The following is a 23767-nucleotide window of genomic DNA, read 5'->3' as shown; positions in this document are numbered from 1 at the left end:
ACAAGGAAACCGTCACACCGATGAGAGGAATTGTCATGCCCGATCAGCTCACCTCCATGCAGGACACGGTTACGGCCCAGGCGGACGACGAAATCCTCGTCGCGGTGCGCGCGGTGGCTCCCGAGATCGACGAGATGATCAAGGCCGAGCCGCTGCCGGAGGGCTGGCTGCGCGGCTGGGACGTCGCCGGCGTCGTGCTGCGCGCGGCCCCCGAGGGCTTCAGCCCCAAGCCGGGGGACAGGGTCGTGGCCGTGGCCACGAGCACCCAGTGGTCGTCCTGCATGGCGCTGCCCACCGAATACGCCACCGTCCTGCCCGACCACGTGAGCTTCGAGCAGGCGGCGGCGCTGCGCGTGGCGGTCCTGACGGCGCTGCGCCTGGTACGCAGCGCGGGTTCCGTCAGCGGCAGGCCCGTCCTGGTGACCGGCGCGGGGGCCGGCATAGGGCGGCTGCTGGTGGAACTGCTCGCCGCGCTGGGCGCCGACGTCACGGCGCTGGTGGCCGACGCGGGCCAGGCCGCCGAGGCCGCGGAGCTGGGCGCGGCGCGGGCGACGGCGGACCCGGCCGGGGTCACCGGCTCCTTCGACATCGTCTACGAGGCGGCCGAGGCGGGCCAGACGGCCGCCGGCCGCGGTCTGACGGCCGACGGGGGAACGGTCTACCTCTACGAGAGCTTCGCCACGCGCCACGTGGACATCGGCTTCTTCCGGTTCTTCGGCGGCCCCGAGCAGGCCGGCCTGCGTCATTTCGTCTTCCGCACGGCCACCCCGGAGGACCGCGGCCTCGCCCAGCTGCTGGACCTGATGACCACCGGCGAGCTGTCGCTCGGCCCCGTCGCCGTCGCGCAGACGGCCACGGCCTGATCACATATGACGGCCTGATCACACGTCATGGGGGGTGCGGCCCGACGGCCGCACCCCCCATGACGCTTTTGCGTCCCGGCGTCAGCGGGCGGCGCGGGCCACCGGGCCGAGCCACCAGGTCAGTTCGGCGTGCAGCCGGTCCGAGTCGCCGGCGTGACCGTGGGCGGCTATGTGCCCGTCGGGCCGCACGAGGTAGTAGCCCTGCTGCCCGCAGCCCGTCGAGGAGCGGGCGGATCCCGCCGACAGGTCGACCGCGCGCACCTGTGGCCATGGCGCGGCGAGCGCGCGGGTCTGCGCGCGCCAGGCCGCCGCGTCGCCCGCGCAGGTCACCACCAGGCTCCATCCGGCAGGCTGTTCGCCGGGGCCCGCGATCCGGTGCGGCAGGGCCAGCTCACGCGGGAAGACCGCGCCGACGACCAGGCCGCCGGGCAGCTTCGAGCGGAACCGGCACGGCGGACGCCCGGAGGGCACCTGGGTCTCGCGCGTGGCGGGGTAGGCCAGCCGACGGCCCGCCATGACCGGCGCGTAGAGCCCGAACAGCCCGCTCCGCTCGGCCATGCGGAAGGCGACGTCCCGGGCGGCGACCGCGGCGGGCCTCTGCACCATCCACCCGCGGGTCTGGATGTCGGTGTCACGCACCACCCGACGCGCCACGGCGGCTCGTTCGGGCCCGTAGGTGAGCAGCAGGCCGGAGGGAGCCTGACCGTGGAGTACCGCCGCGATCTTCCACGCCAGGTTGTGGGCGTCCTGGATCCCCGTGTTGAGTCCCTGCCCGCCGGCGGGGCTGTGGACGTGGGCCGCGTCCCCCGCGATGAAGACCCGGCCCAGTTGGAACTCGGTGGCATGGCGGGCGTGGATGCGGAATTCGCTGACCCATACCGGCTCGGTGAGCCGCACGCCGCGCGGCCCGCGTTCGTCCACGATCTTCTGCATGCGCCCGACGCTGACCTTCTCGCCCGCGGGCAGGCTGGAGAAGAACCGGAAGACACCGCCGGGCAGGGCCACGATGACCAGCGCGCCGGCCGACGACTGGTAGTACAGGGCCTGGTCCGGCGGCAGGAACCCCTCGATGCGGGCGTCGACGAGGGCGAAGGCGCTTTCGTACGTGCTGCCGGTGAACCCGCCGCCGAGCTGGCCCCGCACCGCGCTGCCCGCGCCGTCGGTGCCCACGACGAACGGGGCACGGGTGCGCTCGATGCGGCCGTCGCCGTGTTCGAGCACGGCCGTGACGTCGGAGGTCCCGTCGATGCGGCCGGAGAAGTCGACGCCCTCCAGCGTGAGCAGCCGCACCCCCCGCTCCACCTTGCCGCCCAGGCTCGCCAGCCGCTCGCCCAGGATCCGCTCGGTCTCGTTCTGCGGCAGGCACACGGGGCTGAGGTGCTGCGGGAAGTCGAACCCGGCCAGGCGCCGGCGCTCGGAGAAGTAGCTGAAGGTGTTGATCTGGATGCCCGCCTCGCGCAGCTCGCCGAGGACGCCGAGGTCCTCGAAGAGGTCGATGCTGCGCGGCCACACGAGCAGGGCCTTGGGGAAGGGCGAGGGCTCCGTCGCGCGGTCGATGATGCGTACGCGTACGCCCCTGCGCAGCAGTTCGCACGCCGCCGTCATTCCGCTCGGCCCCGCCCCCACGACGAGCACGTCGTAGGGCTCGGGCGCCCCGGCCGTCCGCGCCGGTTCGGAGGTGCTCGGCATATCTGTTCCGCCTCTCATTGACGACAACCATCAAATCTCTTATGTTTCTTCGAAACCTTACATCTCACTTCGAGGCCTGGCGAGAGGAACGGGCCATCGAGGGCGAGCACCCCGCCGACGCCGCCGACACGGCGTCCCCATCGACCGGGAGCGCCTGGCGAAACCCCCGTTACCCAGGCGCTCCCTCCCCCCCCCGGGTCCCCCCGCACCCGAACACCCATCGACCGAAAGCAGGATGAAGATGCGATACCGCTACCTGGGCGACACCGGACTGTCCGTGTCGGAGCTGTGCTTCGGCGCCATGACGTTCGGCGGCGGGGCCTCCTTCCTGGGCGCCGCCGACCGCAACTGGTCGGAGTTCGGCACCGTCCAGGACGGGAACGTCGAGCAGATGATGAGCCAGGCCCTCGACGCCGGCATCAACTTCTTCGACACCGCCGACGTCTACAAGAACGGCATGGGAGAGGAGTTCTTCGGCCGTACCCTCGGCAAGGTCCGCGACCGCGTCATCATCGGGACCAAGGGCCGCTGGCGCATCACGGACGACCCGAACGACATCGGCGCCACGCGCCACCACCTCTACGCGGCCGTCGAGAACAGCCTCCGGCGCCTGAACACCGACTACATCGACCTCTACCACATCCACGGATTCGACCCGCGCACCTCGCTCGACGAGACGCTGCGCGTGCTCGACGACCTGATCCGCTCGGGCAAGATCCGCTACATCGGCGTCTCCAACTTCGCCGGCTGGCAGCTCATGAAGGCCCTGTCGGTCTCCGACCGCCGCAACCTCAGCCGCTTCGTCTGCTACCAGGGCTACTACAACATCGCCGCCCGCGACCTCGAGCGGGAGATCGTGCCGCTCGCCGTCGACCAGAACGTCGGCATCACCGCCTGGTCCCCGCTGGCCGGCGGGTTCCTGACGGGCAAGTACCGCCGGGGCGAGGGCCGTCCCGAGGGCAGCCGTCTGTCTCAGCGCACCCCCGCCGAATCGGCGCCGCTGACCGACGAGGACCAGGCCTACGACATCGTCGACACCATGGCGCAGGTCGCCGAGGAGCGCGGCGCCACCGTCGCGCAGGTCGCCATCAACTGGGTGCTCGCCAAGCCCGGCATCACCTCGGCCGTCATCGGCGCGACCAAGCCGCACCAGCTCGCCGACAACCTCCAGGCGATGGAGTGGACGCTGAGCGAGGACGAACTCGCCCGCCTCGACAAGGTCAGCGAGACCGTCGCCCCCTACCCGTACTGGCACATCGGCACCGTCGGTGCCGACCGCAAGCAGCCGGGCGACGTCTACCCGGCCTGATCACCACCACCTGGCGCGCTGCGCGGGCGACAACTGCGCAGCCGTGGAGGGACGACCCGTCGTGTCGTCCCTCCACCCGCTGTGCCCGCGCCCGCGTCGGTCCGTGCACCGACAGTGAGCAGGAACCCTCACCGCGAACAGAAAGCCAGGCCACCATGACCATTGCCACCGAGGTCGCCACCGAGGCGCTCCCGGAACTCGACTACGCCCGTACCGTCGACCGCCTCCTCGTCCACAGGGACGCCCTGGGAGAGGTGTTCCTGACGGACCTGCAGCCGCTGGGTGACACCAGATACGCGGCGGCGGCGCAGCTGCCCCGCTCGCACGCCTACTACGGCGACCACCTGCTCCGCCCCGGCCACCACGATCCCCTGCTGATACTCGAAGCGTGCCGCCAGGCCACCCTCGCGGGCGCCCACCGCTTCTTCGGCGTACCGGCGGACAACAAGTTCATCCTCACCCACCTGGGTCTGCGCATCGAGCACCCCGAGCTGGTGTTCGTGGGCACCTCGCCCTTCCGCCTCGCCATGCACGTACGCATCGGCAAGCGCATGGAACGCGAGGGCCGGGTCACCGGACTCGACTACGAGATCACCCTGTCCGGCGGCGGCGCCGTCTTCGGTACCGCGTCCGTCGGACTGCGGTTCAAGGACCCCAACGGCTACCTCACCCTGCGGCTGAACAACCGTGACGGAATGGCCCTGCCGTCCTCCGCCTCCTACCCGGCCGTCACCCCCGGCGCGCCCATCGCCCCGCACCTGGTGGGCCGCGCCAACCCCGACAACGTCGTCCTGCTGGACGGCGTCGTCGTCGGCGAGAGCGCGCAGGCACTGCTGCGCATCCCGGCCCGGCACGCCAGCCTCTTCGACCACCCGCAGGACCACCTGCCCGGCATGGTGATCGCCGAGGGGGCGCGGCAGCTCGCCCTGTTCGCCGCGCTCGAAGTCCGCGGGCTCTCCGCCTCCAAGACCCTGCTCACCGCGCTCGACGTGCGCTTCACCCGCTTCGGGGAGCTGGAGGACGACACCGTGCTGAGCGCCGTCGTGGGCAGCTCCGGCCGTACCCACCACCCGGCCGAGCCGCCCGTCGACTACACCCTCGGCGGCGTCCTGGCCGCCGTCGACGAGGACGAGCAGCGCCCCGAGGACCTGCGGGTCGGGGTCGAGGCGACGCAGAAGGGAGAGGTGCTGTGCACCTTCGCCTTCACGCTCACCCGCATGACGGCATGACCCGCGCTACGCCGACGAAGGGGCCGAGATGACCAGCACCACACGGACCGCGGCGTTCTCCGACGTGGACGAGACGCTGATCCGCGTCAAGAGCATGTTCCGCTTCCTGGAGTTCTACCTGCGCGGGCGGGGGGAGCCGCCGGCCACCTACGCCCGGCTGACGGGTGAACTGCGGCAGGCCGCGCTGCGCGGCGCCGCACGCGTGGACGTCAACCGCCGCTACTACCGGCTGCTGCGCGGCGAGAGCGCGAGACGGCTGGCGGACGAGGGGCGGCGCTGGTTCGCCACGGAGTGGCGGGAGCTCGCCGATGGCCTGTACGTGCCCGAGGTCGAAGAGGCCCTGGCCGCCCACCGCAAGGCCGGACGGGACGTGGTCCTGGTGTCCGGATCCTTCTTCGGCCCGCTCGACCCCATCGCGGCGGACGTGGGCGCCTCGGCCGTCCTGGCCACCCGTCCCGTGATCCGCCGCGGCGAGCTCACCGGAGAGGTGCTCGCCCCGATGATCGGCGAGACGAAGGGGCGCGCCGTCCGCCTCACCGCACCGCTCTGCGGGCTGGACCTCGCCGGCAGCTGGGCGTACGGCGACCACGGCAGCGACCTGCCGATGCTGAGGGCGGTCGGCCATCCCGTCGTCGTCGGTTACGACCCGGAGCTCGCGGTGCACGCCTCCGCGCCGGGATGGGGACGTCTGCTGCCCGGACCGGCGCGGCGATGACAACGGCCGGGCCCTTCGCCAGGGCCCGGCGCCACCAGCGGGCCGCACCCGGCGGTCCGTCCGGAACAGGGGGAGGGACCCAATGACCCGCATCGGAATCGTGTCCACCGGCTCGTATCTGCCCGACACCGTGGTCGGCAACGAGGAGATCGCGCGCGGAGCGGACGTGAGCGACGAATGGATCGTCCGCAAGACCGGCATCCGCGAAAGGCGCCGGGCCGACGACCGTGACGCCACCTCGGACCTCGCGGCCCGCGCCGCCCTCGCGGCGCTGGAGCAGGCGGGGGTGGAGCCGCAGGACGTCGCGTACATCGTGCTCGCGACCTCCACGCCCGACCATCCACAGCCCGCGACCGCGAGCATCGTGCAGCACCTCATCGGCGCGGTGAACGCGGCCGCCTTCGACATCAACGCCGTGTGCAGCGGATTCGTCTACGCCACGACGGTGGCGGAGCGGCTGCTGCGTGCCGCGGAGGAGGGCCGCTACGCCCTGGTCATCGGCGCGGACATCTACTCGCGCATCCTGGACTACTCCGACCGCAAGACCGCCATCCTCTTCGGCGACGGCGCGGGCGCGGTGCTGCTCGGCGCGGTGCCCGAGGACCGGGGCATCACGGAGACCAGTCTGCTCAGCCGCGGCGACCAGTATCGCCTGATCAGCGTTCCGGCCGGCGGCAGCCGCATGCCGGCGAACGACCGCACGCTGCGCGAGGGGGCCCACTTCTTCCGCATGGACGGCCGCGGGGTGCGCTCGTTCGTGCAGGACAACCTGCCGTCGGCACTGCACGAACTGCTCGACCGGGCCGGGGTGGAGCGTGAGCTGGTGCGGCACTTCGTACCGCACCAGGCCAACGGCGTCATGCTCGGCGAGGTATGGCCCGAGCTCGGCCTGCCCCGGGCGACGATGCACCTCGCGGTGGAGGAGTACGGCAACACCGGCTCCGCGTCGGTGCCCATCACGCTCGACGCGGCACACCGGCGCGGGGAGTTCGCCGACGGGGAGACCGTACTGATGGCCGGCTTCGGCGGGGGGATGACCGTGGGGGCGGTGCTGACCCGCTGGGCGCCCACCGCCTTCGCGCGGCCCCGCAGCCAGGAACTCACGGCGGTGGTCTGAGCCGTGGCCGAGTACCCCGCCGCGACGGCGTCCGTCCCACACGACCCCGACCTCATCAGGCTGATCGAACGGCACGTCGCCCGGCGCAGGCGGGAGCGTCTGCGCCAGGCCGTCGAACGGTCCCTCGCCGAAAGGCTGCTGGGGTCCCACTCCGCGCCGAATATCAGCCATCGAGCAGATAGCTGGTAGCGGACAGATATAAGATGTCTTATGCTCTGCTGAAGTCATCCGACCATGCGCAATCACGCAACTCTCAAGCAGGAGGAGAACTGTGTCCGACCACAGTTCAAGCGGCCGCCCCAGCACCATGGCGATCACGGTGGGCCTGTTCTTACTGGCACTGAACTTACGGCCCGCGCTCGGCGCCGTATCCCCCGTACTCAACGACATCCAGGGGTCCTTGAACCTGTCCGATTCGGCGGTCAGCCTGCTCACCACCCTGCCCGTGGTGTGCCTGGGCGTCTTCGCCGCCGTCTCGCCCGCCCTCTCCCGCCGACTGGGCACCCCCGTCGCGCTGGTGCTGGGCTTCGTACTCCTGATCGCGGGCATCCTGATCCGGCTCGAAACCGCCGCCTGGGCCATGTTCCTGGGCACCGCCCTCGCGGGAGCGGGCCTCGCCATCGGCAACGTCCTCATGCCCGCGGTCATCAAGAGCGCCTTCCCCGACCGGGTCCGGCTCTACACCGGCATCGCCACCGCCGCGCTCAGCGCCGGAGCCGCACTGTCCGCGGGCATCGCGGTACCCCTGCGGGACAGCGTCGGGGGCTGGAGCAACTCCCTGGCCCTGTGGGCCCTTCCCGCCGCCGTCGGCCTGCTGGTCTGGCTGCCCCTGTCCAAGCGGTCCTCCCGGCCCGCGGCCGCCGCCGCCCCCACCGGCGACAAGGGGTCGCTGCTCGGCGACGCCATGGCCTGGCAGGTCACCGGCTACCTCGCCCTGCGCGCCCTGGCCTACTTCACCGCCCTGGGCTGGCTGCCGACCGTCCTGGTCGACTTCGGCTACAGCAACTCCTCGGCCGGCGCCATGCTGTCCCTGGCCATGCTCATCAGCGTGCCGGGCGCCCTGGTCGCCCCGGTGCTGGTCGGGCGCAGCGGAACCGCGCCCATCGTGACCGTCATCGCCGTCGCGGGCGCGGCGAGCCTCCTCGGCCTGCTCTTCCTTCCGGGGGCCGCCGTCCTGTGGGTCGCCCTCCTGGGCCTGACGCTGGGCGCCGGCCACGCGATGGCCCTGACCTTCATCGGTCTGCGGTCCGAGAACCCGCAGACCGCCGCGCAGCTGTCCGGCATGGTGCAGACCATCGGCTACCTGGTCGGCGGCATCGCCGGCCCGCTGCTGCTCGGCCTCCTGCACGGCGCGACCGACAGCTGGACCGTTTCGCTGGTCCTCCTCGCCGTCTTCACCCTGCCCGAGCTGGTGTTCGGCCTGTGCTCCAGCCGAAACCGCTTCGTGCGCGCCCGCCGCACGACGCGGCAGCCGGCCGCCACCCGCACCCCCACGCCGGACCCCGCACTCGTCGACTGACCGCTCCCCGGCGATCACTCGCCCCACACATCCCCCCACACATCCCCCGCCACGCCTCGTCCCGCCGCCACTGCGGTGAGGCGGCCAAGGCGTGCCCCCGTACCCACCACCAGGAGATCCCGTGTACCACGTCGCCGTTGCCTTCGACGTCCTGCCCGAGCACCACGAGGAGTTCATCGCGGCCAGCCACGAGGACGCCCGCGAGTCGGCCGTGGACGAACCGTTCACCCAGCGCTTCGAGCTCGTCGTCGACGAGAACGACCCCAACCGCTTCTACCTCGACGAGGTCTACGACGACGCGGCCTCGTTCGACAAGCACATGGCCGGCCCCCACTTCGCCCGGTTCTTCGAGCGGATCGGCCACATCGCCGAAGGCCCCACCTGGCTCATCCGCGGCACCCGCGTCATCGACCCGACCAGCACCTGAGCCCCCCGGCCGGAACCCGACCGGCCCGCCGACCACAGAGGAGGACTCCATGTGCAGTCCCGACGTCATGAAGCTCGTCCACGGACAGGACGGCCACCACTGCGGCGGTCATCCCGGCACGGACACCGAAACCGCCACGAACGCCGGGGCCCGGGACGCCCCGCGCCCCGCGCGTGAGCCGGCCCCGCTGATCCGGGGCAGCCGGGTCAGCGACCTCACGCACACCTTCGGCAACGACTTCCCCGTACTGGAACCGATCGTCCTCAAGCCCAACATCGACCACTTCGCCCACATCGCGGACGAGGGGTTCAACGCCAACAAGCTGGAGATCGACGAGCACACCGGAACCCACGTGGACGGCCCCGCACACCTCGTGGACGGGCCCATCTACACCGACGAGATCCCCATCGACCGCCTGATCGCACCGCTGTGCGTCATTCGCATCGGCGAACGCGTCGCCAAGGACCACGACGCCACCCTGACCGCCGACGACATCCTGGCGTACGAGAGCCGCTACGGCCGGATCCCCGACGGCGCCCTGGTCGTCATGGACTCGGGCTGGTGCGACCGGATCAACACGCCGGGGGCCTACATCAACCGGGATGCCGACGGCGTTCCGCATTTCCCCGGCCTGGGCTTCGACGCGGCCGAGCTCCTCGTGCGCGAGCGTTCGATCGTCGCCGCCGGCACCGACACCCCCAGCCTCGACGCCTCGAAGAACCTGCAGATCGACGACCCCGGCGCACACCGCATCATTCTCGGCGACATGCGCTACGGCGTCGAGAACATCGCCAACCTCGACACCGTGCCCGACTTCGGGGCCACCGCCCTCGTCGGGCTGATCAAGCACCGCAAGGGCTTCGCCGGCCCCTGCCGGGTGTTCGGCATCTACTGACCGGACCACCTCGCGGGCGGGCGTGCCTCACGGCGCGCCCGCCCCTCCGCCATGCGACAGGAAGCAGGAAGGACCCCCATGACGAAGCCGGACCGCCGGTACGCCCTGATCACCGGCGCCAACAAGGGCCTGGGCCGGGAAACCGCACGCCAGTTGGGCCGGATGGGCATGACCGTGCTGATCGGCGCCCGTGACGCGGCCCGCGGCGAGAGGACGGCGGACGAACTGCGCCACAGCGGCATCGACGCCCGCTTCGTGCACCTCGACGTCACCGACGAAGCCACCGTCCAGGCGGCCGCCGCGGCCGTCGAGGAGGACTTCGGGCGCCTGGACGTCCTGGTCAACAACGCCGGCATCGTCGAGGACGACGTCGAACCCAGCGCCACGACGGCAGGTCTCGCCCGCGACATCTACGCGACGAACGTCTTCGGCGTCATCACCACGACGCACGCCCTGCTGCCCCTGCTGCGCACATCGCCCGCGGGCCGTGTGGTGAACGTCTCCAGCCGCCTCGGCTCCCTCGCCAAGGCCGCCGACCTGTCAACACCGCACCGGCAACTGCTCGCCTACAACTCCTCCAAGGCGGCGCTCAACTCACTCACCCTGCACTACGCACGCGAGTTCGCCGGCACCCCCCTGAAGATCAATTCCGCCACACCCGGGTACGTGGCCACCGACCTCAACGGCCATCAGGGCACCCGCACCGTCGAGGAGGGCGCCCGTATCGTCGTCCACCTGGCCACCCTCGACGAGGACGGCCCCACCGGCGGCTTCTTCGACGACGAGGGCCCCGTCGCCTGGTAGGTCCCGAAGGACCTCGATGCAAAGCCCCGGCCGGGGCGGGCTCCGGGCCCGCCCCGGCCGGGGCTTTGCATCGAGGCGCCTGTCGTCCGGCCGCCCCTACTTCCCCTCGGCCGGCTTGTAGCCCGCCAGCGCCTCGGAACACGTCTCCAGCCGCGCCAGGAACTCTCTGGCCGCGTCGGCCTCGAAGCAGGCGGTCAGGACGGCTTCCACGCCCCGGACGGCCTCGTCGGCGCGCCGGATCAGGGCACCTCCGGTGCGGGTGAGGCGGGCTTCCAGGATCTGCTGGTGGATCGGGTGCGGGCGGCGCTCGACCAGACCCCGGCCTTCCACTGTGGCCAGTACCGACGACATCGTCTGCGGTGTGACCATGCCGCGGCGCGCGAGCGCCGCCCCGGACAGCCCCGGCTGCTGCTGGAGCGCCAGGAGCACGTTGTACTGGGGGACATTGAGCTTGAACGGCTTCAGGGCAGCATGCTTGGCGGACGTGAGCTCCTGCTCCACCCGCTTGATGTGGTCCCCGATACGTTCTTCCATCGCCGATGACGCCATGACGTTAAGGTTACCCGCATATCTCTTATCACCACATGACCCCTGCGCATGATCTGACATCAGATGGTCTCCGGCCCGTGCGTTTCGGTCCGGGGACGGCGCCGGGCGAAGAACAGCCGTACTTCCTCACCGCCACCACTCCGCGGCGGGGGACCCAGGACCACGGCCGGCAGCGCGTCGCTCACCGTCGAGCGGCGCGCGTCCTGGCCGAAGCCGTTCGACCACTGGTGCACGGCATGCCGCGGCGACAGGGGAACAGGGTGCGCCGGCTCGATCCCCGGCCCGTGCAGCAGCTCCTGCGCGGCGGCCCGTGACCCGCACGTGCCCGTCGGCACGCTCTCGGCGTACACGTCAGCGCCTGCGCAGCGACGCGTCCGCCAGCTGCGGCGGTGAGTAGTCCGCGTCCGCGGGATTGAGGTCGGTACCGGGAGGGACCAGTTCGTCGATCCGGTCCAGCACGGCGTGGTCCAGTTCCACATCGGCGGCCAGCAGGTCCTTCAACTGGTCGGCGGTGCGCGGGCCGATGATGGCGCTGTCGACGGCCGGATGGCTCAGTACGAAGGCCAGCGCGAGGTGCGTGAGGGAGAGCCCCGCGTCGGAGGCGAGCCGCAGCAGATCCTCGACCACCTCGTACTTACGGGCGTTGCCCGGCAGGCTCTGGTCGAACTTGTGCGGGATGAGGGTACGCCGGAAGTCGTTGAGTTCCAGCGGCCCGCCGCGGCGGTACTTGCCGGTGAGCCAGCCACTGGCCAGCGGACTCCACGTCAGGACGCCGACGCCGTACTTCTGCGCGGTCGGCAGCACCGCACGCTCCACGCCCCGCATGAAGACGGAGTACGGAGGCTGCTCCGTGTGGAAGGGCACGTGCCCGCGACGCTCGGCCGTCCAGCGGGCTTCCACCATCTGCTCCGCCGGGAAGTCCGAACTCCCGATGGCGAGCACCTTCCCCTCCCGCACCAGGTCGGACAGGACCGACAGCGTTTCGTCGATGTCCGTCGACGGATCGGGCCGGTGCACCTGGTACAGGTCGATCCGGTCCGTGTCCAGCCGCCGCAGGCTCCCCTCGACGGCCTGCCGTATCCAGCGCCGCGAATTGCCCTGCCGGTTGCCGCCCCCACCCATGGGGAAATGCACCTTGGTCGCGAGCACGACCTCGTCCCGCCGCCCCTTGAGCGCCTTCCCGACGATCCGCTCCGACTCCCCCTCCGAGTACATGTCCGCCGTGTCGACGAGGTTGACCCCGGCGTCCAGAGCGGCACGAACCAGACGCTCACCGTCCCCGTGGTCCCGGTTCCCCCAAGCGCCGAGCATCATCGTGCCCAGAGCGATGCGGCTGACCGTGATGCCGGTACGTCCGAGAGTGGTCGTGCGCACAGCTTCCCCTTCCGTCGGTGTGCCCCACGGCCCCGCACACACACCAGCGGCGACCGCAGACTATACGATATCTTATACATAGAAGAGTTGCGATACCCCGCCTCCGGCGCTGCCGACCGGTCCCGCACCGCCACCCTGCGCGACGGCCACGACGATGTCGTCGCGCGTTCGGCGTCGATGTGGTTTCGGGGGGAGGGCCACCCCCGTCACGCGGCAGAAGAAGGTGCGCGGGAACCCCGCCGCGGTGACGCAGGCCCACACATGTGCCCGCGCCCGACCGACCGGCGCACTTGGTCCGAAGGAGGAGGCGACGACCGGTGAGTGACAACGACCACGACGTCCCCGCGGATGAGCGGGAGCTGTGCTGGTGGGTGTGGGTGAGGACAGCCGGTTGGTGCGGGGCGCGTCGGTTGCCGGCGGCCGGACCGCCGTCTGGTGCCTGTGGGGCGGCCGACGCCTGCACCGCCCGTGGCTCCGTCGAGCAGGGACGTCAACTGGAGGGCGAGGACCTCGGGGTCGCCCGCGTCGGCCTCCTGCCGTTACTCACCATTCCCGCCTGCCAAACCACGCCCTAGACTGCGACCGCTCCAAAACCTGGCGATCATCAGGAGGGCGCGCAACATGAAACGAGCACTGATCAGCGCATTCGCGGCCGTGACGTTAGTCGTGTCCGGGGGGAGCGTCGCCACCGCTTCCGACGGCGCTCCACCGCGCACCACGCACGGTCCCTGCCAGTACGCACAGACCCCGGACGAGCCGCCGGCGCGCCCTGTTCCGCTGCCGCCCGACCCGCGGCGCACCCCCAGCCGTGGCGTGATCGACATGGCCGTCCCGACCAGCCAGGGCCCCCTCCCGCTGCACCTTGACCGGGCCAAGGCGCCGTGCACGGTCCAGAGCTTCCTGCACCTGGCACGGCACGGGTTCTACGACCGTACGGTGTGCCACCGCCTGACGGCGTATCCGACGCTGAAGGTCCTGCAGTGCGGCGACCCGACCGGTACCGGTGAGGGCGGGCCCGGGTACAAGTACAAGGACGAGCTGCCGGTCGACCTGCCGCCCGCACCCACCGATCCCACCGGCACGCGCCGCCTCTACGGACGCGGCCTGCTGGCGATGGCCAACGCCGGTCCGGACACGAACGGCTCACAGTTCTTCGTCGTCTACGGCGACTCCGCACTGCGACCGAACTACACGGTGTTCGGCACCGTCGGACCCGACGGCCTGGCAACACTCGACAAGACCGCCGCCGGAGGCATCGAGCCGACCGCGGAGAACCCGGCACCGGTCGACGGCACACCCGTACTACGGACCGAGCTGCTCCGCGTCCGGCCGTCCGGCCGGCATTGACGCACCATGACATGGCCACGACCTCGATGAGCGTGCCTGGCGCCTGAGGCCGCGCTTCCGGCGGCTGCTCGACGCCACCCGAATCCCCTTTTCCACAGGGCCACGGAGAAGCCGTTCGCCTCCGCGTCCGGAGCAGCGAGGCTATTGCCCAGCCGCCGAGGAGGGAGAGCGTGCGGAGGCACGCCTTGACCGCCGTCCAACCGTAGACCCCTGCCGGCTGCTCCCGCGGGGCAGTCGGCAGGGGTCAGATCGTGACGGGGCCGTGAGCGGTGGCGAACTCGACCGAGACCAGGCCGGGTTCCTCATCCTCGACCCAGGTGACGTCGATCTGGTCGAGGGGGTGGTCGGCCGGTTCGCCTAGGAATTCGGCGATGGAGGCGGCGTTGCCGGCGATGGAGACCCCGTGGATGGTGGTGGAGGTGCGCGGGTCGGCGCTCGGGCGCTCCTCGTTGGGTACCAACCACTGAAGGAAGTAAGGCAGTTGCGGGTCCTCCAGAAGCTCCAGCAGGCCGATTTGCTTCCACCTCAGGTCGAGCCCGTCGGGGCGGACACGGTGGCCCTCGGTCGAGGTGCGGCCGAGGCGGGCTTCGACCGGGGCGATGTCGTCGACGGAGACCACCCAGCCGAGCCAGCCGCCGCCCTCGGCGGCGCGGCGCGCGACTGCCTGGCCGAAGGGTGCGCGGTCGGCGGCGGGGTGGTCGAGCGTGGTGACGACCTCGACGTAGGTGCCGCCGCTCAGGGGGAGAATGAAGTTGCGGGTGCCGAATCGCGGGTGCACGCCCCCGTCGACGAACCCGCCGCCGAGGGCCGATCCGATCCACTGGACGGTGGAGACGAAGCTGTCGCGGGCCACCGCGTAGGACACGTGATCAAGTCGCACTGGGCCATCATCACCCGACAACCCGCACAAATCCCGACGCCGCGCCCGCCGTTCCGGCCGCGAACGCTGCGGATTCAGCCGTGGAGCGGATTGATCATCGTCATTCCGGCGGGGAGGCCCGGTCGAAGCCAGGCGGCAGCGCTGCCGCCATTTTCGCCGGTGGTGAGGGAGCCCATACATTGCTGCGGAAGGAACGTGGCGCCCGCGTAGGGCAGCGCCCTGGTGTCGGCCTCGCGGGGCTATTGCGCCCACTGCACTCCGAGTGCGGCGAGGGCTTCGAGTTGCGTCTGGTCGAGCCGGTCGCGGCGCTGCTTCTGGTTGGTGATCCATACGCCGGTGCGGTGCTCGGTGCCGTCGGGGAGGTGCTCGATGTGGGCTCGCCCGGGCAGGCCGCCGCCTTCCCGTTCGATGTACTGGGTGAGGGCCTGGATGCCCTTGTGGAAGGCTTCCGCGCCCCGCCCGGACGTGGCGGTCGTGCCCGGCTCCGTGGCCGCCGTACGGGTCCGTACGGCCCGCGCCGGCTTCACGCCGAGGCCGGCGAGGCGGCGCTGCTGCTCCTCGTTCAGCCGGCGGAAGTCGTGGCGCTGTGTGGCGAGCCACCGGCCGGTGTCCTCGCCGTGCCATGTCACCCCCGGAACGATGCCCGCAAGGCGTGCACCGTCCGCGAGGAGGGCCTTCAGGCCTGCGTACTGGCGCTGCCAGTCCACGGTCCACCCGAGTGCGCCCGGGTTCCAGTCCGCATCGATCGCGGCGAGGGCTGCGGCCCGCCGCTCCGCGCGCTCCGGGTCCTTCCCGAGCCCGCCGGGCCGGCGGACGTTGGTCAGCCACTGCCCCACCGGCTTGTCCAGCGCGGTCGCGTGCCGCGGCGCGGCCAGGGTCCCGTGCTGCTCGTAGTAGGCCCGTGCGGCGGCGAGGTTCTCGGCGAAGGCGGCGTCGGCGGTGTCCCACACGATCCCGAGCTCCTCCAGCTCGGCGGCCCGCTCCCCGGTCATCTGCCCGGCGCGGAAGGCACGCCGCTGGTCGGAGAGCCACCGCCCGAGGGGGTGCGCACCCTCCACGTGGTCGTAGGGCACCTCCAGGTCGCCCTCCCGTTCCCGGTACCGGAGCGCGGCTTCGATGCCCCTCCTCCAGTCCTGGCGTTCGGTGTTGAACACCTGGTAGCTGATCCACTTCGCGATCAGCGCGGGGTCCCGCGGGGCGGCGAACCGCAGCAGCAGCCGAGCCTCCTCGCCGCCCGCGTCGGGCGCCTCGCCGATCAGGGGCGACGGCGCTACGATGCGCTTCTGCGCTTCCTGAGGAATTGCGAGCATTTCCACGGCACGCTCATCATGCGCCCGAAGACCCTGCAATACCCGAATCAAAGGTCCGTAGGACTTTGAGGAAAGAATCCCCTCAGGGTCTTCGTCCTCGGCCAGGAAGACCGGCACGATCAGCGTCGCCATCTTCCCTTCCCCGGGCTTTTGGCGCAGGGCCCGGCCGATGGCCTGGACGATGTCGACGGCGGACCCCTTGGGGTCGATCAGCGCCACGCTGTCCACGGCGCGGATGTCGACACCTTCGCCCAGCACCCGGCAGTTGGCGAGGACGGCGCGGCCGGCCCGCCGTCCGAAGTCGGCGAGGACGTCGGCGCGGTGTTCGGCTTCGTGCTGTCCGCGCAGCCATCCCGCCCACACCTTCGCCGGGTGCCGGCCCGGGTCGACGGCATGCAGCCGGGCCGCCACCCGGGGCAGGCCCTCGGCGAAGGCCTGCGCTTCGATGGTGCGGTGGTGAAAGGTGATGGTGGTCTTCAGACCGTGGCTCGCCATGGTTTCCAGGAGGGTGGTCTGCATCGCTGCGAGCCGCTCGCCCCGCAGTTCCTCCTCCCACCGCTCCTTCCCATAGAGCCGGTCCGGGGTCACGACAGGGTCCACCAGCTCGGCCACGACCACCTGATACCGCGCCAGCAGCCCCCGCGAGATCGCGTCCGCCAGCGACAGCTCGTAGACGACAGGACCGAACACCTTCGGGTCGTCCATCGAGCACGCCAACTCCGCTGACAGCGCTTCGTGGTATGGCACGTAGGTGCGCCCGGCAGCCTCTTCCCTTCGCCGCCGGGCCTTTTCCTTCCGCCGGTGTGCCGCCGCGGCCGACCGCATCTCGGCCCGCGTCCGCGGCCGCTCGGCCCAGATCCTCGGGGTGGCGGTCATGTACAGCCGGCGGTGGGCCGGGATCACCTCCTGGCGGTGCACCGCCGCCCACGCCTTCCCCGCCGACCCCGATGTCCGGTGCGCCTCGTCGACCACCACCAGGTCGAAGGGCTCCATCACCAGCCCGTACTCCCCACCGAATGCCTCGGCCACGACCGGCAAGGAGGCGTAGGTGGCGTACACGGTGACCGGGCCCCGGCCGTGCCACAGGGCGAGCTGCGGCGCCGACGTCGTGGCGCGCACCTTCAGGTCGTGCAGGTGGGCGCTGTCCTCAAGTGAGCACACCGCGACCGCCGGCCCGGTGTGGCCGGCAGTCCGCCACTCCCGGGCGGTCTGGGTGAGGAGATCCAGCGTCGGCAGGAGCACCAGGACCCGGCCGCCACGGGCAAGCCTCAGCGCGGCCGCCGCGGCAATGAACGTCTTTCCGGTCCCGCACGCAGACACGACCGTTGCCCGCAGTCCTGCCTTCGGGATCCGCTTTCCCGGAGGAGTTTCCAGCCCGTGGACGATGGCTTCCACAGCCTCTTCCTGGTGTGGACGGAGCGTGATTCTGGTGGTCATCGACATTCGTCACTCCGTTGAAACACCCCCGCCGGAAGGGAGGAGCCGAGTTTTCGAGATACTACACACTGCATCAATGTATCTTGAATTTACCGGACCAGTATATGGATGTGCCCGGCATTTGCGGACAGGTCTCGTTCGACAGCCTTCACCGGTGTCGGGTGTGAGAGGGGGCCGAGGGTGCCGTATGGGAGTTGTCTGTCCCACCTGCGTCGGGTGCCGGTCCGCCGCGATGATCTATCAGAAGTATCGACGTACGAGCTCTTCCGTCTGGCTGGCATATTCCGGCCGTGTGGTGCGGTGCAGGTTGATGTAGGGACGGGCCAAAGCGAAGGTTGTGGGGATTCCGGGGAAGAGGGCTACCACGTCTCCGCTGTTGACCAGGCCGCGATTGGTCAGCACTGCGAGGAGCTCAAGTTTCTGGAGGAGGTTGTCCAAGCCCTCCCTGTCATCTGTGCCAAGGTGGGTGAAGTCCCCGAGCTCATGGGCTTTTAGCCGGCGACGGATGCGACTGAGGTCAGCAGACTGATACTCCTGGTGCAGCGCGACCAGCGAGGTGATCGCCCGGGTGCGTTTGGCCTCCTTGACCTGGCGGGCGGCGTACATCGCTGCCAGGGCCACGATGACTGTGCTGGACACGGAACTCAACGCTGCCACGGCATCCCAGCCCATGCTTCCCCCCGGTCCGTTGAAGGCCAAGGCTAGCCCCGCCCGTGATCTGGCGGTCAGGGTTCACCAATAGTGCCTCAACCGGTTCTGCCTCCATCGCATGACATGAAGCCACCCGCAGCTCAGCGTGCCTTGGAGATGGTTGAAGGGGGTTGTGAACACCATTAAGTGCGTCCTCGCCGCGGTTGCCCTCGCAGGCACCGCAATCGTCTTCGCCGCAGCGCCCCAGGCCTTGGCTGCTGGTCCTGGAGCCATCGGGTCGAGCGCCAGTTTCCTGGGCGGTCAGTCAGGCAACACGGACCTGACCGTGGGAAGGGACTTCTTCTACGCCCTCAGCCCGGCGAACAAAACCCTGGACTGACCCGGTCAGCCTGAACCAGGTCATGAGGGAGGGCTCCCTGTGACAGTACGCGGCAGGGGTGGGCCGGATTCGAACCGGCGTCATCCCTCTGAGCAAGAGGGTGCGTCGACCTCTGCGCCACCTGCCCCCGCCGCGGCCGGCTGAGGCTATGCCACCCAGGTGCCCCCTTGCTGTTGGCTGCCCGCGGAGCGGGCTGGTCCTGGAGGCGGAGCCGGAAGGGCCTCCGGCTAGGCAGTGTCTGATGGCTCTTTGATGAGGTCGCGGAGCCAGATCACGATGGCTGCGTCGCCGCAGGCCCGGTCCGGCCGGGTCCGCGGACGCCCGGGCCCAGTGCGGGCGACCTTGAGTACCTGCATGAGCGGGATGAACATCGGGCCGTCTCCGCGCTGGCCGGGCGAGGTCAGCCATGCCAGGGGGCGGCAGCGGTCGTCGGCCAGCAGGTGGATCTTGCTGGTCAGTCCGCCCCGGGAGCGTCCCAGGGCCTCGCGGCCCTCTTCGTCCACACGCGAGCCACCCCCTTTTCGGGGTGGTCGGTTGGGGGAGCGTGCCGGGCTCCGGCCGCGTGCTGGTGGGCCCGGCAGGTGGTGGAGTCGGCGTTAACTGCCCACGAGCCGTCCGTGTCCTGGGCGGTGGAGTCGGCGCCGGCCTGCAGAGCGCGCAGGATCTTCGACCAGGTGCCGTCGGCCGACCACCGGCGGTGGCGTTCGTAGACCGTCTGCCAGGTTCCGTAGCGTTCAGGCAGGTCACGCCACGGAATCCCTGTCCGCGTCCGGTAGAACACACCGTTGACCACGGTACGGTGATCAGCCCACCGCCCACCCGGGTTCCCGGTCTCCGGCAGCAGCGGAGCTATGCGCTCCCACTGAGCGTTCGTCAGTTCATGCCGACGCACCATGACGGACCCCTGCCCGGAACAGCGGTGGATCCACCATGCCGGGCAAGAGGCATCAGACACTGCCTAGTCGTTCCTGCGGGTTCCCGGGCCGCCCGCGCAGCCCGGGAGCCGGGGGTCCTCGCTGCGGCGGGACCTCCGGCTCGCAGTTCCTCCGCAGGGGTGATTCTTGCCCTCGCGTATGCGTAGGCGGTCTATGTGGTTTGCTCCCCCTACGCCACCGTGGGTGACGCGTTCGCCGCGGCAACAGTCGCAGCATCCTCGCGACCAGCGGACCACGCGGCGTGGCTTCGACTGCTCCAGGAAGCGAAGGGTGGCTTTGTTGGTGAGTTACCACTGACGTACAAAGCCAGAGGAGGTCCGGGTCTGATCGGGGGTGGTCAACGGGCGGTAGTGAGCTCGGCACCGAAGGCACCGCCGCGCGCATCCGGCGTGGGGTCGCCGACATCCGAGCCGCCGCCCCCTCCGCTGTGGCGCCCGGCCGGGCCGTCACGTCCCCGCGCCCCGGCGTTGGGCGCGGGTGAAACGCAGCGCTCCTGTGCCACCTACGCCCCGGCGGGCAAATGGCCGTGGGGCGCACCCCCCCAGAGAACATCTCTAACCGGCTCTGGTCACTCGGGAGGAGTGGGCTCGGGCTGCGGAGCATTCCGAGTTCGCCGCCTCTGGTTCCATCGCCAGGCCGCGAGAGCCAGGCCTACGAGGGCGGTGGCGGCCACGTTCCCGGCGACGTCATGGATCAGGAAGGACATCGCGGCATCCACCTGTCCAGGCGTCAGCACAGTCGCGGAGCCGATCTGCAGGGCGGTTTGAGCTGCTGCTTCACCTGTAGTCATGCAAGCAGCAGACCGCTTCGGTCCCATGAAACCCCAGTGATTCAGATGACCCCGTAAACACCCGGACGCTGCTGGTCACAGGTGGAACAGACACGCCTTTTCGTCGAACGGCCACGCCGTTCAGGAACGTTCGGTGAAATCCGCGTACGTTCAGGCGTAACTGCCCTACCGTGGACCGTCACGCTGTACGCGACGCCAGGAGGGGCAGTGACGCAGGGCAGTGTCGAGACGCACCCGGGCGACGCCGAGGCCATGAGCGCCTACGACGAGGCGTTGCGTACCTTCGCGATCGACCTGACCCGGTTCCACATCCAGTTCGGCGCCCCCTCCTACTCCCAGCTCGTCAAAGCCTCCGTGCGCCCGAAGCTCACCAAGGCAGGCGTGAACGAGGCGCTCTCGGGCAAGCGACTTCCCTCGTGCGAGGCGCTGCTGGAGTTCGTGCGCGTCGTCTGCAGCCCGATCCCCCAGCAACCGGGGACTCAGGCCGCGGCGCATTCCCCAGCCCACGCCACGCTCATCACCCAGTGGCGCGACCGCTGGGTCGAGGTCAAGTTCTTACAGCGCCAGGCCCAAGCACCCTGGAAGCGCGTACGGAACTCCGCGAAGGAACTCCTGGAACAGGCCCTCCGAGAGGCGGAGATCGTCCGCACCGAAGCGCATGAAGAGGCCGACCGGGTCCGCGCTGCCGCGCATGCGGAAGCGAAAGCCATCCGGACGAGGGCCCTCAGGGACGTAGCACAGGCCGTCATCGACGGCATCCCGCTCAACGGCAGCCTGCACATCTTCCACGCCCACGCCCAGGACCCCCTGCCGGCCTGGAAGGAGCGTTGGATGCCGCTCGATGCCATCTTCAGGGGCGGGAGGAAATGGGACTTCAAGGCGCCCTTCTGGTTCGCCGTCCCGGCCCCGACACCTCTGATGCCCGAGGACGGTGGCCCGACCCCCATCGGCGAGCTGGCGACTGGCCTCTGGTATCTGGCCATCGAGTGGCAGGGGCTGAAGCTCCTGGCGCAGATACAGGACGGCAGGCGAGGCATCCTCCACGACACGTACGGAATCCAGCGGGGCTGAATTTCTCCGGCGGCTCGGCCCCCGGGTCGAACGCGCATGGTGTCCGTCCTGGTCGGGTCCCCGCACCGTGCGGGAGAAGAGGGGGCTGTGGCCTGCTGCGGCCGGGCTGACAAAACCGACGGTCGGCGTTCCGCCGTTCCACCGAAAGCCCGGCCGCGTTCCTGCTGTTCCGCACGCCTGTGACCTGCGGCAAGGAACGCATCTCACCCGCTGCGCCGGGGGAGCGGGCGGCATCGCGGGGGAGGGCGGGGCCGCCCCGTGCGGGGCGGCCCCGGGATGGTGCGGGTCAGGCCCCGGGCGGGGTGACGTAGCCGGAGATGCCGTCGCTGTTGACGGCGACGACCACACCGACGTGCCCGCCGGGCGTCGCCTTCGCCGGCGGCCCGTAGACCACCAGGTCACCCGGCTTGGGCGTGTAGCCGCCCCGCTCGTGGAACAGCCCGTGCTCCTTGCCCCAGTAGCCGACACCGCGCCCGGTCAGGTCTGCGGGCACGCTCTTGACGCCTGCCTGGCGCCAGGTCCACTCCGAGAACGCCGCGCACCAGCCGACCTTGCAGGTCTGTCCCGTGCCGGCCAGGTACTTGTTGCAGGCCGAGCTGCCCTCGGTGACACCGATCTGCCCGCGGGCGACGGACACGATCTTGTTCCGCAGTGTGGACGGCGCCGGGGCCGGCTGCGGCTTGCTGGCCGTGCCGCCCGCGTTCTGGAGCGCGGCCCGCGTCCGGGGGCCGACGATGCCGTCGGACGATCTGCGTTCCACCGATAGCCTGATCATATTTCTTCCGTTCCCCGCGTTCCATGCGCCTCTGACCTGCGAAAAGGAACGGAAACTCACCGCCACCTCAGGAGGGAACGTGCGTCAGGAAGCCGGGCCCGCCCCGATGCCAGCACCCGCCCCGCCGGCGCCCGCTAATCCAGGCCCTGCTCTGCCTCGTCAGACGCCGGGCGCCGCATCCTTCTGTTGGGCTGCTCAGTTCTGGGAGAGGGTGTGCCAGGTGTGGTCGTCGGTGTCTCCGCCTGGGCCCCAGCAGTCGTAGAGCCAGGTTGTTTTGGGGCCGCGGTCGGTTTTGTTCCAGTTCTGGCCGTCGATGTCCAGGCACTTGCCGGTCTGGTAGTTGACCAGGACTTCTTCTCCGGGAGTGCCATCCCAGTACCATTCCTGGTTGTCGTCGTCGGCGATGCAGGTGTGCAGGCGGATTTCCGTGCCGTTGGGAAGGTCCCCGCCCTGGCCTGGCAGATCGAGGCACAAATGGTCGCCTGCCAGACCTGCGGCGTTCCGGATCAGGAACTTCTGCCTCCATTCGGTCGATCCGTCGGCGTGGCTGTAAGGGAACGGGACCGTGGGCCAGATCTCCCACTGTTGGTTGTCGTTCCAACTGCACCAGTAGACGCCGACGCGGTCCCCCGATTTGGCTCCGCTGACCTCTGGTATATCCAGACATGTCGATGTCCTGTTGTTTACAAGGAGTCGGTTGAAGCCAACGGTGATTTCAGCGTGGGCCGGTGAGGTACCGACGGTCAGTGCCGCGAGGACGGCGGCGGCAGCCCCAAACAGTCTTCTGCGTAGAGACGGTGTGTTCACGGAACCTCCTTGAATTGTGGGGGTTGCGAAAGAACTGTAGGTGAGCCCAACCCGCACCCCGAACGGTTGTTTGGATGCTAGGGGGTTCTTCGTCCGATTTCCCGTCCGTGGGCGGAGAATGGCTGTGGTCCGTTTCTTGTGGCGCAATCTTTACGCGCAATTGATAGGTTGGATCAAGAAAGCGGTGTGGGTGCTGGCCGCGGGGCGTGGCTGTGAGTGATGTCTTCGCGAACCACCCGCCGGACCCCAGCCGTGTAGGCGTCTTCGATCGGGTGGCACGCCAAAAGGCTGGCCGCCTCGACGGCCAACTGAGCTGACGCCATCGGAACGAAGTGGGGAGACCCCCAGGCCCTGGTTGGGTGGGGCTTGGCCCATGAGACAACCAGGCAAGGTCTACCCAGGCATGCAGCGTTTGGGCCCTCACAGAAGGCCGGCCAGCGTCCGGGTAGTAGGCAACATCGAGCGCAGCGAGGTAAGTCCCTGGAGCGAAGCGGAGGCCGTCCTGAGGCAGGGCCATGGTGGGCCCAGGCCGCTCCGCCGAGGGCAGCGAGGCCTGTTTCCGGAGCGAGGCGGAGGGAACTCCTGCCGGAGGCAGGCCATCATGCTCTAACCCACTTTTCAAGCGCTCAGCGCTTGTGCTCTCGCCTAAGGCGAGAGCAGGGTCCGCGGAGCGGACCCTGCTGGACGTAGCGAGGCGTTTCCGAAGCGAAGCGGAGGAAACCCCTGCCGAAGGCAGGGCAGTGGTGGGCGTAGCCCACCCGCCGAGCGCAGCGAGGCGGGGTCTCTTCCCAAGCGCGCAGCGCTTGGGACCCGGGCCGAAGGCCCGGCCATGGCCCGCGAAGCGGAGCCCCGCCAGCGCAGCGAGGCGGGTCTCTTCCCAAGCGCGCAGCGCTTG

At 70.2% G+C, this 23767-nt stretch carries 22 protein-coding genes and 1 tRNA gene; 11 read left to right on the top strand and 12 right to left on the bottom strand.

Annotation, left to right across the window (positions count from 1 at the left end; genetic code table 11):
* Nucleotides 1–35: 35 nt before the first annotated feature.
* The gene (locus tag OG295_RS40195) at nt 36–863 is read left to right on the top strand and encodes an alcohol dehydrogenase (RefSeq protein ID WP_371681543.1); all 828 of its coding nucleotides are present in this window, start codon (nt 36–38) and stop codon (nt 861–863) included.
* A gap of 81 nt (nt 864–944) precedes the next feature.
* Here the strand turns inward: OG295_RS40195 and OG295_RS40190 are convergent, their stop codons facing one another.
* Nucleotides 945–2552, bottom strand: a complete 1608-nt coding sequence (locus tag OG295_RS40190) for an FAD-dependent monooxygenase (RefSeq protein ID WP_331733004.1) — start codon at nt 2550–2552, stop codon at nt 945–947.
* A gap of 241 nt (nt 2553–2793) precedes the next feature.
* Here OG295_RS40190 and OG295_RS40185 point away from each other — a divergent pair, with 241 nt between their 5' ends.
* The 8 genes from OG295_RS40185 to OG295_RS40150 all read left to right on the top strand — a co-directional run bounded on the left by OG295_RS40185 (nt 2794) and on the right by OG295_RS40150 (nt 10567).
* Complete coding sequence (locus OG295_RS40185; protein ID WP_331733679.1) at nt 2794–3861, top strand: aldo/keto reductase; 1068 nt, start codon at nt 2794–2796, stop codon at nt 3859–3861.
* 155 nt (nt 3862–4016) lie between these two features.
* Nucleotides 4017–5090, top strand: a complete 1074-nt coding sequence (locus OG295_RS40180) for a ScbA/BarX family gamma-butyrolactone biosynthesis protein (protein WP_331733002.1) — start codon at nt 4017–4019, stop codon at nt 5088–5090.
* A 28-nt stretch (nt 5091–5118) separates the two neighbouring features.
* Nucleotides 5119–5805, top strand: coding sequence for an HAD-IB family hydrolase (locus tag OG295_RS40175; RefSeq protein WP_331733000.1), 687 nt, complete (start codon nt 5119–5121; stop codon nt 5803–5805).
* 82 nt (nt 5806–5887) lie between these two features.
* Nucleotides 5888–6922: a ketoacyl-ACP synthase III gene (locus OG295_RS40170; protein ID WP_331732998.1), complete on the top strand. Its 1035-nt coding sequence runs from the start codon at nt 5888–5890 to the stop codon at nt 6920–6922.
* A 271-nt stretch (nt 6923–7193) separates the two neighbouring features.
* Nucleotides 7194–8441 (top strand): MFS transporter, encoded by a 1248-nt coding sequence (locus OG295_RS40165; protein ID WP_371681542.1) that lies wholly within the window; start codon nt 7194–7196, stop codon nt 8439–8441.
* 121 nt (nt 8442–8562) lie between these two features.
* The gene (locus OG295_RS40160) at nt 8563–8868 is read left to right on the top strand and encodes a putative quinol monooxygenase (protein WP_331732994.1); all 306 of its coding nucleotides are present in this window, start codon (nt 8563–8565) and stop codon (nt 8866–8868) included.
* A 49-nt stretch (nt 8869–8917) separates the two neighbouring features.
* Entirely contained in the window at nt 8918–9763 is an 846-nt protein-coding gene (locus OG295_RS40155) for a cyclase family protein (RefSeq protein WP_331732992.1), read from the top strand.
* Nucleotides 9764–9841: 78 nt separating this feature from the next.
* The gene (locus OG295_RS40150; protein WP_331732990.1) at nt 9842–10567 is read left to right on the top strand and encodes an SDR family oxidoreductase; all 726 of its coding nucleotides are present in this window, start codon (nt 9842–9844) and stop codon (nt 10565–10567) included.
* A gap of 96 nt (nt 10568–10663) precedes the next feature.
* Here OG295_RS40150 and OG295_RS40145 read toward each other — a convergent pair whose 3' ends face one another.
* The 3 genes from OG295_RS40145 to OG295_RS40135 all read right to left on the bottom strand — a co-directional run bounded on the left by OG295_RS40145 (nt 10664) and on the right by OG295_RS40135 (nt 12490).
* A complete protein-coding gene (locus tag OG295_RS40145; protein ID WP_331732988.1) occupies nt 10664–11101 on the bottom strand; it encodes a MarR family transcriptional regulator in 438 nt (145 codons plus the stop codon).
* Between the two features lie 74 nt (nt 11102–11175).
* Nucleotides 11176–11451, bottom strand: coding sequence for a hypothetical protein (locus tag OG295_RS40140; protein WP_371681541.1), 276 nt, complete (start codon nt 11449–11451; stop codon nt 11176–11178).
* 16 nt (nt 11452–11467) lie between these two features.
* Complete coding sequence (locus OG295_RS40135) at nt 11468–12490, bottom strand: aldo/keto reductase (RefSeq protein ID WP_331732983.1); 1023 nt, start codon at nt 12488–12490, stop codon at nt 11468–11470.
* A 621-nt stretch (nt 12491–13111) separates the two neighbouring features.
* Here OG295_RS40135 and OG295_RS40130 point away from each other — a divergent pair.
* Nucleotides 13112–13837 carry a peptidylprolyl isomerase gene (locus OG295_RS40130; protein WP_331732980.1) on the top strand — a complete coding sequence of 242 codons (726 nt, stop codon included), beginning with the start codon at nt 13112–13114 and terminating at the stop codon, nt 13835–13837.
* Between the two features lie 244 nt (nt 13838–14081).
* On the opposite strand, the gene OG295_RS40125 is transcribed toward OG295_RS40130, so the two are convergent.
* The 6 genes from OG295_RS40125 to OG295_RS40100 form a co-directional block, all read right to left on the bottom strand.
* A complete protein-coding gene (locus OG295_RS40125; RefSeq protein ID WP_331732977.1) occupies nt 14082–14717 on the bottom strand; it encodes a VOC family protein in 636 nt (211 codons plus the stop codon).
* 239 nt (nt 14718–14956) lie between these two features.
* Nucleotides 14957–17464, bottom strand: coding sequence for a Helicase associated domain protein (locus tag OG295_RS40120; RefSeq protein ID WP_331732974.1), 2508 nt, complete (start codon nt 17462–17464; stop codon nt 14957–14959).
* Nucleotides 17465–17704: 240 nt separating this feature from the next.
* Nucleotides 17705–18103, bottom strand: a complete 399-nt coding sequence (locus OG295_RS40115) for a hypothetical protein (RefSeq protein WP_331732971.1) — start codon at nt 18101–18103, stop codon at nt 17705–17707.
* Nucleotides 18104–18548: 445 nt separating this feature from the next.
* Nucleotides 18549–18622 (bottom strand) — tRNA-Ser (locus tag OG295_RS40110).
* A gap of 99 nt (nt 18623–18721) precedes the next feature.
* The gene (locus OG295_RS40105) at nt 18722–18997 is read right to left on the bottom strand and encodes a hypothetical protein (RefSeq protein WP_331732965.1); all 276 of its coding nucleotides are present in this window, start codon (nt 18995–18997) and stop codon (nt 18722–18724) included.
* On the bottom strand, nt 18949–19389 hold the full coding sequence (locus OG295_RS40100; RefSeq protein ID WP_371681540.1) for an IS5 family transposase: 441 nt from the start codon (nt 19387–19389) through the stop codon (nt 18949–18951). The genes OG295_RS40105 and OG295_RS40100 overlap by 49 nt, the downstream gene beginning before the upstream one ends.
* A gap of 1037 nt (nt 19390–20426) precedes the next feature.
* On the opposite strand from OG295_RS40100, the gene OG295_RS40095 reads away from it, so the two are divergent.
* Nucleotides 20427–21290, top strand: coding sequence for a hypothetical protein (locus OG295_RS40095; protein WP_331732962.1), 864 nt, complete (start codon nt 20427–20429; stop codon nt 21288–21290).
* 286 nt (nt 21291–21576) lie between these two features.
* On the opposite strand, the gene OG295_RS40090 is transcribed toward OG295_RS40095, so the two are convergent.
* Complete coding sequence (locus OG295_RS40090) at nt 21577–22050, bottom strand: CHAP domain-containing protein (RefSeq protein ID WP_371681539.1); 474 nt, start codon at nt 22048–22050, stop codon at nt 21577–21579.
* A gap of 210 nt (nt 22051–22260) precedes the next feature.
* Nucleotides 22261–22872, bottom strand: a complete 612-nt coding sequence (locus OG295_RS40085; RefSeq protein ID WP_331732956.1) for a ricin-type beta-trefoil lectin domain protein — start codon at nt 22870–22872, stop codon at nt 22261–22263.
* Between the last annotated feature and the right edge of the window lie 895 nt (nt 22873–23767).

Origin of the sequence: Streptomyces sp. NBC_01276 (assembly GCF_041435355.1) — a bacterium.
GTDB lineage: Bacteria > Actinomycetota > Actinomycetes > Streptomycetales > Streptomycetaceae > Streptomyces.
This window is presented reverse-complemented; position numbering and strand designations above follow the sequence as displayed.